This window comes from Mycolicibacterium aromaticivorans JS19b1 = JCM 16368 (assembly GCF_000559085.1).
Lineage (GTDB): Bacteria > Actinomycetota > Actinomycetes > Mycobacteriales > Mycobacteriaceae > Mycobacterium > Mycobacterium aromaticivorans.
The window spans coordinates 4315602-4330512 of sequence record NZ_JALN02000001.1; the positions used below are offsets into that span (position 1 = coordinate 4315602).

A 14911-nucleotide genomic window follows, 5' to 3' on the forward strand; every position below is an offset into this window, starting at 1 on the left:
CGCGGCGTGGCAATAGTGGGAGTGGGGATTGACGTGGTCTCCATCCCCGATTTCGCCGAGCAGGTCGATCAGCCGGGAACGGTGTTCGCCGAGACGTTCACGCCAGGTGAGCGCCGCGACGCCGCCGACAAGAGTTCGGTGGCGGCGCGGCACCTGGCGGCTCGGTGGGCCGCCAAGGAAGCCGTCATCAAGGCGTGGTCGGGCTCGCGATTCGCGCAGCGTCCGGTGCTGCCGGAAGGCATCCACCGCGACATCGAGGTGATCACCGACATGTGGGGCCGGCCCAAGGTCCGCCTCACCGGTGACATCGCCAAGCATCTGGCCGAGGTGACCATCCACGTGTCCCTGACGCATGAGGGCGACACCGCCGCGGCGGTGGCCATCCTGGAGATCGGCTAGGGCTCAGCCGGTCTGGTGGGCGATCTGGATCAGGTTGCCGCAGGTGTCGTCCAGAACGGCGACCGTCACCGGACCCATGTCGGTGGGCTCCATGGTGAAACGCACCCCGAGCGTACTGAGCCGCTTGAACTCTGCGTGGACGTCGCCGACAGCGAACGATGTGAACGGGATGCCGTCATCGGTCAGTGCCTGCTTGAACGGTTTGGCAGCGGGATGGCCGTCCGGCTCCAGGACGAGTTCGGTGCCGTCCGGCTCATCCGGGGAGACGACGGTGATCCAGCGGTGCTCGCCCATCGGGATGTCGTGCTTGGTGGTGAATCCGAGAACCTCGGTGTAGAACTTCAGCGCCTTGTCCTGGTCGTCGACGAGCACGCTGGTCATGTTGATTCGCACGGTGATTCCTTTGTGTTCTTTGTGTTCTGCAGCCACCGCTCGACGATCGGTGCCAGCGGCGCGGTGTTGATGTAGTGGAACTTGTAGCGTCCCGAGCGCTTCGTCTCCACCAGACCTGCGGCCACGAGAAGGTCGAGGTGTTGCGAAATCGCTTGTCGTGACGAGCCGAGACCGTGTTTGGTCGCCAGGCGGGCGCAGATCTCGAACAGCGTCTGCCCGTTGCGCTCGGTCAGCTCGTCGAGGATCGTCCGGCGTGTGGAATCTGCCAGCGCCTTGAAGACATCACCCACAACTGGGCACGATAGGCAAGCATTTCCTTGCATGTCAATGCCTGCCGCCTTGGCCCGCTAACGTCGTCTGCATGACTGATCTCGTCGAACGCGTGCAGGCGGTGCTTCCCTCGGTGCGAGCCGACCTGGAGGGTCTGGTCCGTATCCAATCGGTGTGGGCCGACCCGGCCCGCCGCGATGAGGTGCACCGCAGCGCCCGGGCTGTGGCTGACCTGTTGAGCAATGCGGGCTTCGCCGAAGTCGAGATCGTTGCCGAGGGCGGCGCCCCCGCGGTGATCGCACACCATCCCGCGCCGCCCGGTGCGCCCACTGTGTTGTTGTACGCCCATCACGATGTCCAGCCCGAAGGTGAACCTTCGCAATGGGATTCGGACCCCTTCGAGCCGACCGAACGCGACGGGCGGCTCTACGGTCGCGGCACCGCCGACGACAAGGCCGGCATCGCCACCCACTTGGCGGCGTTCCGTGCCCACGACGGCAAGCCACCGGTCGGCGTCACGGTGTTCGTCGAGGGGGAGGAGGAGTCCGGCTCGCCGTCACTGGGCCGGCTGCTGGCCGCCCACAAGGACAAGCTGGCCGCCGACGTCATCGTGATCGCCGACTCGGATAACTGGACCTCCGAAATCCCGGCGCTCACCGTGTCATTGCGCGGACTGGCCGACTGCGTGGTCGAGGTCGCCACGTTGGACCATGGACTGCACTCGGGGCTGTGGGGTGGGGTGGTGCCCGACGCGCTCAGTGTCCTGCTTCGGCTGCTGGCCGGCCTGCACGACGACGACGGCAACGTCGCCGTGCAGGGCCTGCACGAGGCGATCGCCGCCGACGTCGACCGCGGTCCGCGGTGGGTGCGCGCCGAGTCCGGACTGCTCGACGGCGTGCAGGAGATCGGCTCGGGCAGTGTGGCGCAGCGCATGTGGGCCAAGCCCTCGATCACCGTCATCGGCATCGACACCACACCGATCGGCAAAGCGTCCAACACCTTGATCCCGCGCGCCAGCGCCAAAGTCAGCATGCGGGTCGCTCCCGGCGGGGACGCGGCCGCCCATCTGCATGCGCTCCGCCACCACCTCGAGCAGCACGCACCCTGGGGCGCGCACGTCAAGGTCATCCCCGGCGATGTGGGTCAGCCGTACGCGATCGATGCCAGCGGTCCGGTGTACGACGCAGCGCGTGCCGCCTTCCGGGAGGCCTGGGGCACCGACGTCGTCGACATGGGAATGGGCGGATCGATCCCGTTCATCGCCGAGTTCGCCAGCGCGTTCCCGGACGCCAGGATCCTGGTCACCGGAGTGGAGGACCCGGGCACGCAGGCGCACAGTGTCAACGAGAGCCTGCATCTGGGGGTGCTGGAGCGTGCCGCCACCACCGAGGCGCTGCTGCTCGGCAAGCTGGGGGAGCGTTAGATCCTTCAGACCGAGATGTCGCGGCGCAGTTTGGCGACGTGTCCGGTGGCCTTGACGTTGTACTGGGCCACCTCGATCTTGCCTTTCCCGTCGACCACGAACGTCGACCGGATGACGCCCTGCACGGTCTTGCCGTACATCTTCTTCTCACCGTAGGCGCCCCACGCGGTGAGGACCTTCTTGTCGGGGTCTGACAGCAGCGGGAACGTCAGCTCGTCGCGCTCGGTGAACTTGGCCAGCTTCTCCGGCTTGTCGGGGGAGATGCCGACGACGTCGATGCCCGCGCCGTTGAGTTCGGCCAGGCTGTCCCGGAAGTCGCACGCCTGTTTGGTGCAGCCGGGCGTCATCGCGGCCGGATAGAAGTACACGATCACCTTGCGGCCTTTGAAGTCGGACAGCTTGACGGTCTTGCCGCTCGCGTCAGGCAGGCTGAACGCCGGCGCCGTATCGCCGACTTCGAGGCGTGCTGTGTCGGTCACCTAGTAGTCCCTTCATCCACCGGTGCATCGGGGTTAGCCCGGGTTGATCTAGGGTAGTTCGGCAGGGCGGCGATTTGGAGGACGGAAGTGGCTGACCGGGACCCCGAGGTCATCAAGGCCGAGATCGACCAGGCGCGTGACCGGCTTGCGGTCACGGTGGACTCGCTGGCCGAGCGCGCCAACCCACAGCGCATCGCCGACGATGTCAAGGCCGCCTTGCTGCGCTTCGTCAAGAAGCCTCCGGTGGCCGCGGCGCTGGCCGGTGTCAGCGTGGTGACCGTCGTCCTGGTGGTGCGGCGCATCCGTAACGGCTAACCGCGACCGCCGAATGCCGCTGCGTGGCGGCCGACAGCGCTGCTGCTCGCATAGCACTTGAACCCATTGTGCCGCAGTCCCTTTCGCGTGACCCCGGCAACCGGCACGCCTCGCTCGTCGGTGGAGGTGAGCGGCTCGTACCCGGACGGAACGGCATTACGCAGTTGGGGCGAGCACGAACTCGACGAGGACGTTTGTCATCCCCGGAATCGCGTCTGCCGGGATGACCTCGTAACCGTGTGTGCTCAGCGTGGGTAGACACAGCAATGCCGACCGGGCGGTCTGCCCCACTGCGACGGAGTGCGACGCGTCGGATTCGAATGCCCCGAGAACAGCCGCTTGCGGGGACAAGTCGAGCTTGGTGGCGATGTCCATCAGCCGGTCGGCGATGTTCTTGTCGTAGATGGACTTCTCGTCGCTGTAGGCAACGATGGGCCCGCCCCCGACGGTGGTGGAGTACTCCGCTTCGGTCGGCCCGACTTCGAGGGCCAGGGTCAAGTCGCCCGGCAGCGCGTGGCTGGCGTAGGTGCCGCCGATGCCGCCGATCTCCTCGCTGACGGTGAAGACGAAATAGACGTCCGCCGGTGCGCGGCGGCCATCCGCGTGCAGGCGCCGTGCCGTTTCCAGCAGGGCTGTCACCGAAGCCCTGTCGTCCATGAAGTAGCAGCCGAGATATCCGCCCACCTCCACGAGACTGCGCTTGCTGCGGTCGATGCAGACCCGCGTGCCGGGCCGGACGCCCGCGGCGGCGAGTTCCTCGGTGGTGCGGCCGGTGAAGACGTAGACGTGGTGCCAGTCCAGTGACTTGTCACCGCGGTCCGGCTTCGTCTGCCAGATCCGCCAGCTCTCCGTAGTGGTGTGCTCCGAGCCCAGGGTCAGCACCGCGGGCACAATGCCGTGGTTTCCCAGCACCGCCACCGGACCCAGCCCGAAGTTGCCCGGATACATGGTTCCCAGGGGCGTCAGATGCAGTGTTCCGTCCGGATTGATGCGCTTGACGAGCATCGAGAGTTCGTCCATGTGTGCCATCACCCGAATCGGAGAGTGGCTCTCGTCACCGGACCCGCGGAGCAGCCCCACCAGGTTGCCGGCCTCGTCCACCCAAACCTCGTCGACCAGCGGGGTGAGTTCGCGACGGCAGATGTCGCGGACGGCATCCTCCTGACCGACCGGCCCGTAGGCGGCCAGCAGCTCCTGCAACAACGGACGATTCAGGTCCCGGACTGAGTGATGTGGATCGTGGGTCATCGAACGTGAATAACCGGTTATCGGTCCGATAATCGCGGTGGCGGAACACACAGGAAGTCATTTACATAGTTAATGAATGTTTTGGTTATCCCTGGACTGGAGCGAAGGGAAGCCGACAGTGACGACTACAGACCCGATGACCGACGCGCCGGTGGTCGATGCCGAACTCGACGCAGTTGCCGAGACCACACGCCGGCCCCAGCGGATGGACCGGGAGCATCCCCGTTACAAGTGGGTGGCGTTGTCGAACACCACGCTGGGTGCACTGCTTGCCTCGATCAACTCGTCGATCGTGCTGATCTCGCTGCCGGCGATATTCCGCGGCATCGGGCTCAACCCGTTGGCGCCGGGAAACGTCGGCTACCTGTTGTGGATGCTGATGGGGTATCTGGTCGCCACCGCCGTGCTGGTGGTGCCGCTGGGCCGGCTGGGCGACATCTTCGGCCGCGTCCGCATCTACACGGTGGGCTTCGTTGTATTCACGGTTGCGGCAATCGCCCTGTCCTTCGACCCCTTTCACCTGGCGAAAGGCGCGGTGTGGCTCATCGGCTGGCGGGTGGTGCAAGGCGTCGGCGGCGCCATGCTGATGGCGTGTTCGGCTGCGATCCTCACCGACGCGTTTCCCAGCCGGCAGCGGGGGATGGCCCTGGGTGTCAATCAGGTGGCCGCGATAGCCGGGCAATTTCTGGGGCTGCTGATCGGCGGTCTGTTGTCGCAATGGGATTGGCGGGCGGTGTTCTGGGTCGGCGTGCCGCTGGGACTGGCCGGAACCATCTGGAGTTTCCGGTCTTTGGTGGAGGTCGGTGTCCGTACCCCGGCCAAGCTGGACTGGTCGGGTACCGCGCTGTTCGCTGTCGGATTCACAGTTCTGCTGGCCGGCATCACCTACGGCATTCAGCCCTATGGGGGACACCCGACCGGCTGGACCAATCCGTGGGTGCTGGGCGCCATCGGGTTGGGCGTGTTGCTGCTGGCGGTGTTGTGCATCGTCGAGCTCCGGGTGCGCGCTCCGATGCTCGACATCCGCTTGTTCACCTCCAGACCGTTTGCCCTGGGCAACCTTGCGGGTTTGATGGCGGCGGTCGGGCGCGGGGGACTGCAGTTCATGCTCATCATCTGGCTGCAAGGGATCTGGTTGCCGTTGCACGGCTACAGCTTCGAATCGACACCGCTGTGGTCGGGCATCTATCTGCTGCCGATGACGCTCGGCTTCCTGGTGGCCGGCCCGCTGTCGGGCACGCTATCGGACAAATTCGGCTCGCGTCCCTTCGCCATCGGCGGCATGTTGTTGATGGCCGCGACTTTCCTTGCGCTGATGGTCATTCCGGTGAACTTCAGCTTCTGGGTGTTCGGGGTGCTGATCTTCCTCAATGGCGTGGGGGGCGGCGTCTTCACCTCGCCGAACACGGCAGCGATCATGTCCAGCGTGCCGGCTTCCGAGCGCGGTGCCGCTTCGGGCATTCGGGCCACGTTCACCAACGCCGGCATGTCGCTGTCGATCGGCATCTTCTTTTCGCTGATGATCGCCGGTCTGGCCAAGTCTCTGCCGGGCACGCTGAGCGCCGGGCTCCAGCAGCAGGGTGTCTCGCTGTCCGACGCACACCGCATAGCGGAGCTGCCGCCGGTGGGCAGCTTGTTCGCGGCGTTCCTGGGCTACAACCCGATCGGCGAGCTCATGGGTGACACGCTGCAGCAGCCGGGCGTGAATGCATCGGTGCTGACGGGCAAGGAGTTCTTCCCGAACCTTATTTCGGGACCGTTCCACGCCGGACTGACGGTGGTGTTCATCGCGGCGGCGGTGATGATGGTGATCGGGGCAGCCGCGTCGTGGGTCAACCCGGGACGCGTCGCCGAGAGTGACTAGCGGCGGCGAAGCCAGTCCCCGAACGATCGGCGGAAGCCCGGGGGATTGGCCGTCAGACCCAGCCGGCCGCAGCTGTGCACGTGCAGTGGCGTCGCCGGTGCGGGTGCCTGCGGAGCTACCTCGCCCTGGGAGTGGGAAACGAGGTTTTCCGGCTTCATGCGGCTAAGTCCTCACTACGTCACTGGACACGCGGTCCGGGGGCGGCTGTTGGTCAGTACAGCTAACGCCGACTATAACACCGCATCTTGCATAAGTGCAGCACAAAGCACTACTTCAGATCGCGGATAACCCTTCCGGTTATCTTCATGTCGACATTTTTGCTGGTCAGTAGACTGTCCCGGCGTTTTGCCCAGCGGATTCACAGCGATGCATCTCACAGGCGTCGCCGACCGGTACACCCGCAACCTCGGGCAACGTCGGCGCCTCGGTCAGGGCAGGACGATCGGTAGCCGTTCCCAGCCCCGCACGGTCGAGGTCGGTGTCAGTTTGGCGTTGGCGTAGTCGATGTCCCATTCGGGGAAGCGGTTGAGCAGTTCGTCGAGCGCAACCCGCCCTTCGAGGCGGGCCAGGTTGGCGCCGAGGCAGTAGTGGACACCCTTGCCGAATGTCAGATGGCTGATTGTGTCGCGGTGAATGTTGAAGCTGTCGGGGTCGTCATAGCGGCGCGGATCGCGGTTGGCGGCGCCGAACAGCAGCAGCATCGCGCTGCCGGCGGGCACCGTCGTGCCGTAGCATTCGAAGTCTTTGAGCACATAGCGCCCGACGTGCGGGCCGGTGGGTTCGAAGCGCAAGGTCTCGTCGATCGCGCGATTCAGCAGCGAGCGGTCGTTGCAGATGGCGCGGCGTTGGTCGGGATGCTCGGCCAGGACCTTGGCCAGCCAGCCGATCAGCCGCCCGGTGGTCTCGTTGCCTGCACCGGCCACCACCTGGGTGTAGTGCAGTACCTCTTGGCGGGAGAGTTTGCGGCTGACCCCGCCGGAATCGACGAACTCGACGTTGAGCAGTGCCGTCATCAGATCGTCGGAGGGGTTGTGGGAGCGCCACTCGACGTAGTCGGCGTAGATCCGGCCGTCGGCGATGCGGTCGGGATCGGCAACCTTCATCGGTGTTCCGGGCTTGGTGCGCAAGTTGGCATCATTGGCATCGCGCACCGAAACCTGTTCGGACTCCGGGATTCCCAGCAGCATGCCGATGACGCGCATCGGCATCATCGAGGCCAGTTCGGCGATGATGTCGAAACCGCCCGAGCCGACCAGCGGATCGAGGCAGCCCACGCAGTATCGGCGGATCTGGTCTTCGATCTCCGCCATCCGCCGCGGTGTGAACACCCGCGACATCAGTCCGCGCAGGTGGGTGTGGGCGGGCGGATCCTGGAACATCATCACGCCGCCGGGCATGTCGAAGTCGGACTTGATCAGCTCCAGGATGTCGCTGCGACTGTTGGAGAACGTTTCCCAGTCCGACAGCGCGGCGTCGACGTCGGCGTGCCGTGACAAGGCCCAGAAGTCGTAGCGCCCGTTGTGGTAGATCGGCGCCTCGTCGCGCAGGCGGGCATACACCGGATAGGGGTCGGTGACGATGTCGACGTCGTACGGGTCGTAATAGACGGTGTCGTTCGCAATCGCCATATCCATCCCCGGTCCTGGCCCCGTTGCGTGCTGAGCGATCGCTCAAACTCTCGGGTGGTGCCATGTTTAGCAGCCCCGGCGATTACCGGTCAAGGACGCTGCTGGACGAAAACGACGCCGGGGTTCAGGATTCCGGCCGGGTCGAAACTGTGCTTGATCCGCTGCATCAGGGCCAGCTTGGCGGGATCCTCGAGCTCGCAGAAATAGTCGGCCTTGGTCCGCCCGACGCCGTGTTCGCCGGAGATCGCCCCGCCCAGCGACATGCCAACAGCGAAGATCTCGGTGAGCAGCTTCTTTCGGGTTGTCGGGTCTTTGCAGAACAGCACGCCGTGCACGTTGCCGTCGCCGGCATGCCCGCACCCGCTCATGCCGACTCCTTCGGCCATCGCGATGTCGCGGGCCTTGCGCAGGAACTCCGGCATCGATGCTCGGGGCACGACGACGTCGATGATGTCGTCCGCGCCGATCGCCTTCGCGGTCCAGAACACGTTCTCCCGTGCCACGATCAACCGGCGGGCTGAATTGCCTTGCAGTACATAGGCATCCACCGCTCCCCAGTCGCTGAGTAGCGCGCCGAGCGCGGCGGCGTCCTCGTCGAGGCGGTCGGTGTGGTTGTTCTCCAGGGCGACGACGAGGTAGGCCGCGCACGTCTCGCGGATGTCCTCGGGAATGCCCAGCTCCAGCTTCTCGGCGTTGACGATTGCGGCCATCACGACGTTGTCGATGTACTCGACGATCGTGGGGTTCATGCCGCTCGAGATCAGCCTCGGCACGGCTGCCATGACCCGGTCGAAGTCGTCGAACGGCGCCAGCACGGTGACACTGTGCGCCAGCCGGGGCACCAGCTTGACGGTGACCTCCGTTGCCAGCGCCAAGGTGCCCTCCGAGCCGATGATCAGCTGCGTGAGGTCGTACCCGGTGGAGATCTTCGACATCTTGCCGCCGGTACGAATGATCTCGCCGGTGGGCAGGACGGCCTGCAAACCGAGCACGTTGTGACGGGTGACCCCGTACTTCACCGCCCGCATACCGCCGGCATTGGTCCCGACGTTTCCGCCGACGCTGGACGACAGCTCGCCGGGGTACACCGTGTAACTCAGTCCGACGCGGGCGGTCTCGGCATCCAGCTCGGTCAGGGTGACACCCGGCTGCACCACGGCGACGTGATTGTCGGTGTCGATCTCCAGAATGGCGTTCATCCGCTCGAACGAGATCAGCAGCCCGTCGGCGACCGGTTGGGCCGCACCCGACAGTCCGCAACCCGACCCTCGTGCCGTCACCGAAACATGGTGTTCGGTTGCGGTTTTCAGCAGCGCAGCGACCTCGTCTGCGGTGGCGGGCTTGGCGAGGTAGGCGGGACGCTGCGGTGGGATGGTCAGCGCCTCGTCGTGGCCGTAGTCGTCGGAGATGGCGTCGCCGGTCAGTAGGTGGGTGCGCCCGACGACGTCGGAGAAGAGTGCCGCCAGATCGGCCATGGCCAAACCCTAGTCAGCACGGCCCAGGATCAACAGGTCTACGGCACTGGGGCACGAGGGAATTCGGTGGCGTGGCTGCAGATGACAAGAGCCCCGCCCGAGGGGCGGGGCTCTTGTCACTGTGCGCCGTCAGGGTTTCGAACCCCGGACCCGCTGATTAAGAGTCAGCTGCTCTACCAACTGAGCTAACGGCGCGTAACCGCGTCAGCGACAATAACAAACACCAGTGCCGAACATGAAATCCCGCTGGTGGACTCGGCCGGGCCGCTGATCTGCGTAGTCGCCACCAGTCTGGAAGTTCCCTTAGACTATTGCCAAACATTCCCAGCGTTCGCACAGCTAGCAGGATTTGAGGGCGGTATGTGGCAGGTCGGCTCGCTGAACCGGCCGGGGCGTCGAGCCCGGCTGGCGGCCCTCGCGATCATCCCCGCCCTGCTTATCGGGCTCAGCGGGTGCAGCAGCGGTGAGTCGGCGCCCGCCCCGGTCAAGGTCATCGCGGACAAGGGCACGCCCTACGGCGACCTGCTCGTGCCGCAGCTGACGGCGTCGGTCAAGGACGGAGCGGTCGACGTGCCGCTCGACCGCCCGGTGACGGTGAGCGCCACCGGCGGGGTCCTGGGGTCGGTGACGATGGTCAACGAGTCCGGCAAGCAGGTGGCCGGCACGCTCAGTCCGGACGGCGTGACATGGTCCACCAGCGAGCCGCTGGGCTACAACAAGAGCTACTCGCTGAGTGCGCAGTCGATGGGTCTCGGCGGCGTGACGACCGAGAAGCTGACCTTCGAAACGCAGTCGCCGGAGAACCTGACAATGCCGTACCTGTTGCCCGGTGACGGCGAGGTCGTGGGTGTCGGACAGCCGATCGCGGTGCGCTTCGACGAGAACATCCCGAATCGCCTGGCGGCCGAACGGGCGATCACGGTGACCACCAACCCGCCCGTCGAGGGGGCCTTCTACTGGCTGAACAACCGCGAGGTGCGCTGGCGCCCGCAGAACTTCTGGAAGCCGGGCACCACGGTCGACGTCCAGGCCAACACCTACGGGGTCGACCTCGGTGACGGGTTGTTCGGCCAGCAGAACCTGTCGTCGCGCTTCACCATCGGTGACGAAGTGATCGCGACCGCCGACGACAGCACCAAGCAGTTGACGGTCCGGCGCAACGGCGAGGTCATCAAGACCATCCCGATCTCGATGGGCAAGAACAGCACCCCGACCAACAACGGTGTCTACATCGTCGGCGACCGGTTGTCGCACATGATCATGGATTCATCGACGTACGGCGTTCCGTCCAACTCGCCCAACGGCTATCGCACCGAAGTGGATTGGGCCACCCAGATGTCCTACAGCGGCATCTACGTCCACTCCGCGCCATGGTCAGTGGGCGCGCAGGGATACTCCAACACCAGCCACGGCTGCCTGAACGCCAGTCCGAGCAACGCGCGGTGGTTCTACGACAACACCAAGCGCGGCGACATCGTCGAAGTCCGCAACACCGTCGGCTCGACGCTGCCGGGCACCGAGGGGCTCGGTGACTGGAACATTCCGTGGCAGCAGTGGAAAGCGGGGAACGCCAACGCTTAGTGCCGGTTGTCGAAATTGCGGACGAACGACAGCACGCGCGGCGACAAGTGCGGGGGAGTCCACGGTTCGTGGGTTGCTCCCGGCGCCGATTTCACAGCGTCCATACCCTTTTCACCGCCGAATCGGCCGATCAGCTCTTTGACGGCTGCGACGTCCTCCGCGACAGTCGGATACAGGATGTTGTCGATCTGTCCCTGCAAGGCCGTCAGTTTCGGCTGAATCCCCTTGACCATGTCCAGCACACTGGGATCGCGGCCCAGCGCGGCGAGTTCGCCGGGCGCCGGCCACCTTGTGCCCGGCTGGTTCGCGCGTGCTGCCATGCGGTGACGGTCGAGGTGAACGTCCACATGAGGCTCGTCGTGCCGGCGCGCGGTGAACTGGTAGCGCAGCGCGTTGCTTTCGTCGTGCTGCATCCACTCGTTCAGTTCGCTCAGCCATCGGTAGTCGAACGACGACTCGGCGAGGTCGTGGAACAACGCATCAACAGCCTGGGACTGAGGGCTGTTGTGGCCGAACGTCTTTGACGCACTCGCGATCGACCGTTGTCGATGGCTGTGCACAGCGGCGATGACGGCAGCCAGTGCCGAGCCGATCTTGCGGCGGCGCTCGTCGTTGATGCGCTCATCGAACGTGGAACCGTGGGTGGTCTGCAAATCGAGGACGACGCCGGAGACGACGTCAGTCAAGATATCGCTCGTAATTACGATGTGCTGCAACGACTCCCGGTTCACCATCGTGCGCAGGCGGCCGTAAGCCTCGCGGTAGCGCTTGTTCTCGGCATTCGTGAGCGCGCACACCTTGTCGAACGTGATTCCGGTGTCCACGGTCGGCCGGGCGCCCGACGCCTGCAGGCTGGCCACCGTCGAGATGGTGCGGGCGTTGATCTCGTCGGCCGGCGGACCACCCTCCTGCAGCCAGCGACCGCACTCGCGCCGCAGCGTGCCCAGGCAGTGCTTGATCGAGGTGTGCATCGCTGCTGCGGTCATCCGGTCGCGAACATCGGCGGTGCGGTAGTAGTCGAGGGTCGCCGAGGTCATCGCATGTGCCAGCGATTGGAGGGTCCCGAGAACCACCAGGATGGCCGGGTCGTCGTGTGGCGGGGGATCGGCTGCCGCGGCACCCTGCCATATCTCCCAGGCGTCGGCGCAGTAGTCGAAGGGGTCGTCAGCGTCGATGGCGTCCAGGGCCGCGCAAAAGGCGTCGAGTCGGTCGGTCCAGATAGCGAGAGGGCCGGTGTCGCCGGCGAACCCGTTCGATTCGGTGGTCATATCGTGGCCCTGCATGCTGCAACCCTCCCCCAGCTAAGCGGCGCAGTTATTACCAGACGGTAACTCATGTTCGAATGTTTGTGTCGCTCAACTGCGACGAACAGACGAAATCTTTACCGTTTCGGTGTTCGGGAGAGTGAATCGGCCCTCGTAGGCCGCACTGGGACGGCATTCGAACAGGCTGGTAATGATGGACACCTGTCCGGCCCCCATTGGGGTGGGAACAAATCGTTGGTGCTAGGCCGAGAGCTGGTTGCCGAACTTGGTGGCAACCTGCAATCCAGCCATCGCGGCGGCGCTTCGGGCCTTGACGGTCGCGGGTCCAGGCAAACTTTCGCGCTGCCACCGCTCGCATTGGAGGCGGACTGCGTTCAGCTCATCGATCAGCGAGGTGTGGATGGCCGAGAGCGTCAGTGGACGGCTGCCGTTCGGTGTGCTGTGGTGATCGCGAGCGGTCGAGGTGATCGCCGCGGCCAACACCTCAATCACGCCCAGGACTAGAAGCATTGCCGGATCGGTGGCTGAGGGGGGATCGGAGATAGCTGCGCTCTCCCAGATGTCCCAGGCGTCCTCGCAGAACGTGTACGGGTCGTCGGCATCGATCGCGTCGAGCGCGGTGACGAAGGCCGCCAGGCGGTCCTGCCAGGCGGCCAATTGCTGCGAACCGTCGACTTCAGCGAATTCGTTAGCGGTCATTACTCGGGTCCCTTCGCGATATGCGTCCCCCCGGACGCCAAGCTGTTGTATTGGCCTGTACCCCCTTGTGAAGCCTTTGAATCATCAATCTTTGCCAGAGGTCAGGCGAGCGCAGTGGGTCCGGCCACCGCGTGGATCCATCCGTTGCGGCAATGAGGCCTCGCGCCGACCGCTCAGAAACCATGCTTGGTGATTAGTGAACTATTAGCTCACTCGTAACCGGTCGGCCTGCGCTCCCGTAACCAAGCGGCCGGGAGTGAATGTTGATGGCGCGTCCGGCGCCGCCGAAACCTTGCGGCGTCAGGGCTGATAGCCGGGAACGAGCAGCTGCCCCGGGTAGTTGACGTACAAGGCCAAGCAGGCGAGGTTGTGCCTGCAGCCGATGATTGCCCCGGCGTCGGGCGCGGCGCCGACGACTTGGTTGGCCCGCGACGGCAGATTGCAGTTCACGACGTAGGGGTTCAGCGGGACGATCCCGTTGACGCACGGTTGCGGGCCGCTGGCGATCTGGCTGGCCGGCGGGTTGAACGAGCTGAACCCCAGGCCCAGCACGGCGGTGCCGATTCCGAGGACGGCCACCGCGAGCGCACGTCCAGATTTGCCGCGGTTGTTCTTCGTCATCTGGTGTGACTTCATCGTCAAAACTCGCTCTCTATGGAGTGAGCACCCGATCACGCTGACCGGACACTCAGTAGCTATTCGGAGCCGCATGCCCGCCGGATTGGTCCGGGACGGATTGCGAAGCAAGCACTGCGTCACCGGCTTGGGCGGGCTGCCCGCAGTTCGGGAGCTTGCGCTTCGCCGTTCAGCGCTACGACCGCACGAGCGCAGCCTGTAACTCCTCGCGATGATCGTCGCTCACCAATCCTTGCTGCACGTCGCGTTCAATGCTGGCAATCAATTGGGCAACGTTGGCATCGCGGGTACGTCCTGAGGCTCTCATTCCACATCTCCGGCCTCGGCCAACGGGGCTTTCCAGCCTGCGTTCGGATGATGCGGAACGGCTGTAGGGCTACAGCAAGGTTGCGATGAGAGCGCAAGCTGCTCACCCATGAAAAAAGTCAGGCCCCGAAATCGGGGCCTGACCTGCAGGGTGGCTGACGGGACTCGAACCCGCGACAGCCAGGATCACAACCTGGTGCTCTACCAACTGAACTACAGCCACCATCGCTGCGGACCGTCAGAAGGCGGCAGCAGCGTCGTCGATACTAGCTGTTGTCGGCCTCTCCAGCCGAATCCGTTTCGCCCGGGGCGTCGAGCTCGGCCGCCGCAGCGGCAATCTCGCTGGTAGACGGCCCTGGCTGGGGGACGAACGCGGTGCGTCGGTAGTACTTCAGCTCGCGGATCGACTCCTGGATGTCGGCCAGTGCCCGGTGGGCGAGCCCCTTTTCGGGCTGGCCGTAATAGATCCGCGGATACCAGCGCCGGCACAGCTCCTTGATCGAGCTGACGTCGATCATCCGGTAGTGCAAGTAGTTGTCGAGCGTCGGCATGTCCCGCGCGATGAACCCGCGGTCGGTGGCTATCGAATTGCCGGCCAGTGGCGCGGTCTTGGCCTGCTTCACATGGGAGCGGATGTACTCCATCACGAGTTCCTCGGCGGCAGGCACGTCGATGACCGACGCGCGGACTTCCTCGGTGAGCCCGGACCTGCTGTGCATCTGGGTGACGACCTCGACCATTCCGTCCAGTGACTCGTCGTCGGCATGGATCACGACGTCGATGCCCTCGCCGAGGACGTTGAGCTCGGCATCGGTCACCAGGGCGGCGATCTCGATGAGCTTGTCGGTCCGCAGATCGAGGCCGGTCATCTCGCAGTCGATCCACACCAATTCTTCACGCACAGCGCTCAACCCTAAGCCCCCGCCGGCT

General features: G+C 65.1%; 15 protein-coding genes and 2 tRNA genes. 5 read left to right on the forward strand and 12 right to left on the reverse strand.

Going from position 1 to position 14911, the window contains the following annotated elements; translation table 11 throughout:
- The first annotated feature begins 6 nt into the window (after positions 1-6).
- Complete coding sequence (acpS, locus tag Y900_RS20600; RefSeq protein ID WP_036344221.1) at positions 7-399, forward strand: holo-ACP synthase AcpS; 393 nt, start codon at positions 7-9, stop codon at positions 397-399.
- 3 nt (positions 400-402) lie between these two features.
- On the opposite strand, the gene Y900_RS20605 is transcribed toward acpS, so the two are convergent.
- Both Y900_RS20605 and Y900_RS20610 read right to left on the reverse strand, forming a co-directional pair.
- A complete protein-coding gene (locus tag Y900_RS20605; protein WP_036344222.1) occupies positions 403-792 on the reverse strand; it encodes a VOC family protein in 390 nt (129 codons plus the stop codon).
- Positions 777-1115, reverse strand: coding sequence for an ArsR/SmtB family transcription factor (locus tag Y900_RS20610; protein ID WP_202807780.1), 339 nt, complete (start codon positions 1113-1115; stop codon positions 777-779). The genes Y900_RS20605 and Y900_RS20610 overlap by 16 nt, the downstream gene beginning before the upstream one ends.
- A 38-nt stretch (positions 1116-1153) precedes the next feature.
- Here Y900_RS20610 and Y900_RS20615 point away from each other — a divergent pair, with 38 nt between their 5' ends.
- The gene (locus tag Y900_RS20615) at positions 1154-2485 is read left to right on the forward strand and encodes a dipeptidase (protein ID WP_036344225.1); all 1332 of its coding nucleotides are present in this window, start codon (positions 1154-1156) and stop codon (positions 2483-2485) included.
- A gap of 5 nt (positions 2486-2490) precedes the next feature.
- Here the strand turns inward: Y900_RS20615 and bcp are convergent, their stop codons facing one another.
- Positions 2491-2964, reverse strand: a complete 474-nt coding sequence (gene bcp, locus Y900_RS20620) for a thioredoxin-dependent thiol peroxidase (protein WP_036344226.1) — start codon at positions 2962-2964, stop codon at positions 2491-2493.
- An 87-nt stretch (positions 2965-3051) separates the two neighbouring features.
- Here bcp and Y900_RS20625 point away from each other — a divergent pair, with 87 nt between their 5' ends.
- Entirely contained in the window at positions 3052-3279 is a 228-nt protein-coding gene (locus Y900_RS20625; protein WP_036344227.1) for a DUF3618 domain-containing protein, read from the forward strand.
- 156 nt (positions 3280-3435) lie between these two features.
- Here the strand turns inward: Y900_RS20625 and Y900_RS20630 are convergent, their stop codons facing one another.
- Positions 3436-4527: a M42 family metallopeptidase gene (locus Y900_RS20630; RefSeq protein ID WP_036344228.1), complete on the reverse strand. Its 1092-nt coding sequence runs from the start codon at positions 4525-4527 to the stop codon at positions 3436-3438.
- A 205-nt stretch (positions 4528-4732) separates the two neighbouring features.
- Between Y900_RS20630 and Y900_RS20635 the strand changes: the two genes are divergently transcribed.
- Positions 4733-6391, forward strand: a complete 1659-nt coding sequence (locus tag Y900_RS20635; RefSeq protein ID WP_420329834.1) for an MFS transporter — start codon at positions 4733-4735, stop codon at positions 6389-6391.
- Between the two features lie 428 nt (positions 6392-6819).
- Here the strand turns inward: Y900_RS20635 and Y900_RS20640 are convergent, their stop codons facing one another.
- From Y900_RS20640 to Y900_RS20650, 3 genes are all read right to left on the reverse strand, one after another.
- Positions 6820-8019, reverse strand: coding sequence for a cytochrome P450 (locus tag Y900_RS20640; RefSeq protein WP_036347386.1), 1200 nt, complete (start codon positions 8017-8019; stop codon positions 6820-6822).
- An 89-nt stretch (positions 8020-8108) separates the two neighbouring features.
- On the reverse strand, positions 8109-9494 hold the full coding sequence (locus Y900_RS20645; protein WP_036344230.1) for an FAD-binding oxidoreductase: 1386 nt from the start codon (positions 9492-9494) through the stop codon (positions 8109-8111).
- Positions 9495-9616: 122 nt separating this feature from the next.
- Positions 9617-9689 (reverse strand) — tRNA-Lys (locus Y900_RS20650).
- A gap of 165 nt (positions 9690-9854) precedes the next feature.
- Here Y900_RS20650 and Y900_RS20655 point away from each other — a divergent pair.
- Positions 9855-11075: a L,D-transpeptidase gene (locus Y900_RS20655; RefSeq protein WP_036344232.1), complete on the forward strand. Its 1221-nt coding sequence runs from the start codon at positions 9855-9857 to the stop codon at positions 11073-11075.
- Here the strand turns inward: Y900_RS20655 and Y900_RS20660 are convergent.
- The 5 genes from Y900_RS20660 to orn form a co-directional block, all read right to left on the reverse strand.
- Positions 11072-12358 carry a hypothetical protein gene (locus tag Y900_RS20660; RefSeq protein WP_051660178.1) on the reverse strand — a complete coding sequence of 429 codons (1287 nt, stop codon included), beginning with the start codon at positions 12356-12358 and terminating at the stop codon, positions 11072-11074. The genes Y900_RS20655 and Y900_RS20660 overlap by 4 nt on opposite strands.
- 222 nt (positions 12359-12580) lie before the next feature.
- On the reverse strand, positions 12581-13039 hold the full coding sequence (locus Y900_RS20665; RefSeq protein WP_036344233.1) for a hypothetical protein: 459 nt from the start codon (positions 13037-13039) through the stop codon (positions 12581-12583).
- 300 nt (positions 13040-13339) lie between these two features.
- Positions 13340-13675: a hypothetical protein gene (locus Y900_RS33120; protein ID WP_237752611.1), complete on the reverse strand. Its 336-nt coding sequence runs from the start codon at positions 13673-13675 to the stop codon at positions 13340-13342.
- 456 nt (positions 13676-14131) lie between these two features.
- A tRNA-His gene (locus tag Y900_RS20675) sits at positions 14132-14204 on the reverse strand.
- Positions 14205-14247: 43 nt separating this feature from the next.
- Positions 14248-14883: an oligoribonuclease gene (gene orn / locus Y900_RS20680; RefSeq protein WP_036344235.1), complete on the reverse strand. Its 636-nt coding sequence runs from the start codon at positions 14881-14883 to the stop codon at positions 14248-14250.
- Positions 14884-14911: the final 28 nt, after the last annotated feature.

What these genes read in the sequence shown, in the direction of transcription:
- Y900_RS20655 (WP_036344232.1), top strand. Translation starts at nt 9,855, where the DNA reads ATGTGGCAGGTCGGCTCGCTGAACCGGCCGGGGCGTCGAGCCCGGCTG.
- Y900_RS20610 (WP_202807780.1), bottom strand. Translation starts at nt 1,115, where the DNA reads ATGCAAGGAAATGCTTGCCTATCGTGCCCAGTTGTGGGTGATGTCTTC.
- Y900_RS20645 (WP_036344230.1), bottom strand. Translation starts at nt 9,494, where the DNA reads ATGGCCGATCTGGCGGCACTCTTCTCCGACGTCGTCGGGCGCACCCAC.
- Y900_RS20665 (WP_036344233.1), bottom strand. Translation starts at nt 13,039, where the DNA reads ATGACCGCTAACGAATTCGCTGAAGTCGACGGTTCGCAGCAATTGGCC.
- Y900_RS20635 (WP_420329834.1), top strand. Translation starts at nt 4,733, where the DNA reads ATGGACCGGGAGCATCCCCGTTACAAGTGGGTGGCGTTGTCGAACACC.
- Y900_RS20630 (WP_036344228.1), bottom strand. Translation starts at nt 4,527, where the DNA reads ATGACCCACGATCCACATCACTCAGTCCGGGACCTGAATCGTCCGTTG.
- Y900_RS20615 (WP_036344225.1), top strand. Translation starts at nt 1,154, where the DNA reads ATGACTGATCTCGTCGAACGCGTGCAGGCGGTGCTTCCCTCGGTGCGA.
- Y900_RS33120 (WP_237752611.1), bottom strand. Translation starts at nt 13,675, where the DNA reads ATGAAGTCACACCAGATGACGAAGAACAACCGCGGCAAATCTGGACGT.
- Y900_RS20640 (WP_036347386.1), bottom strand. Translation starts at nt 8,019, where the DNA reads ATGGCGATTGCGAACGACACCGTCTATTACGACCCGTACGACGTCGAC.
- Y900_RS20660 (WP_051660178.1), bottom strand. Translation starts at nt 12,358, where the DNA reads ATGCAGGGCCACGATATGACCACCGAATCGAACGGGTTCGCCGGCGAC.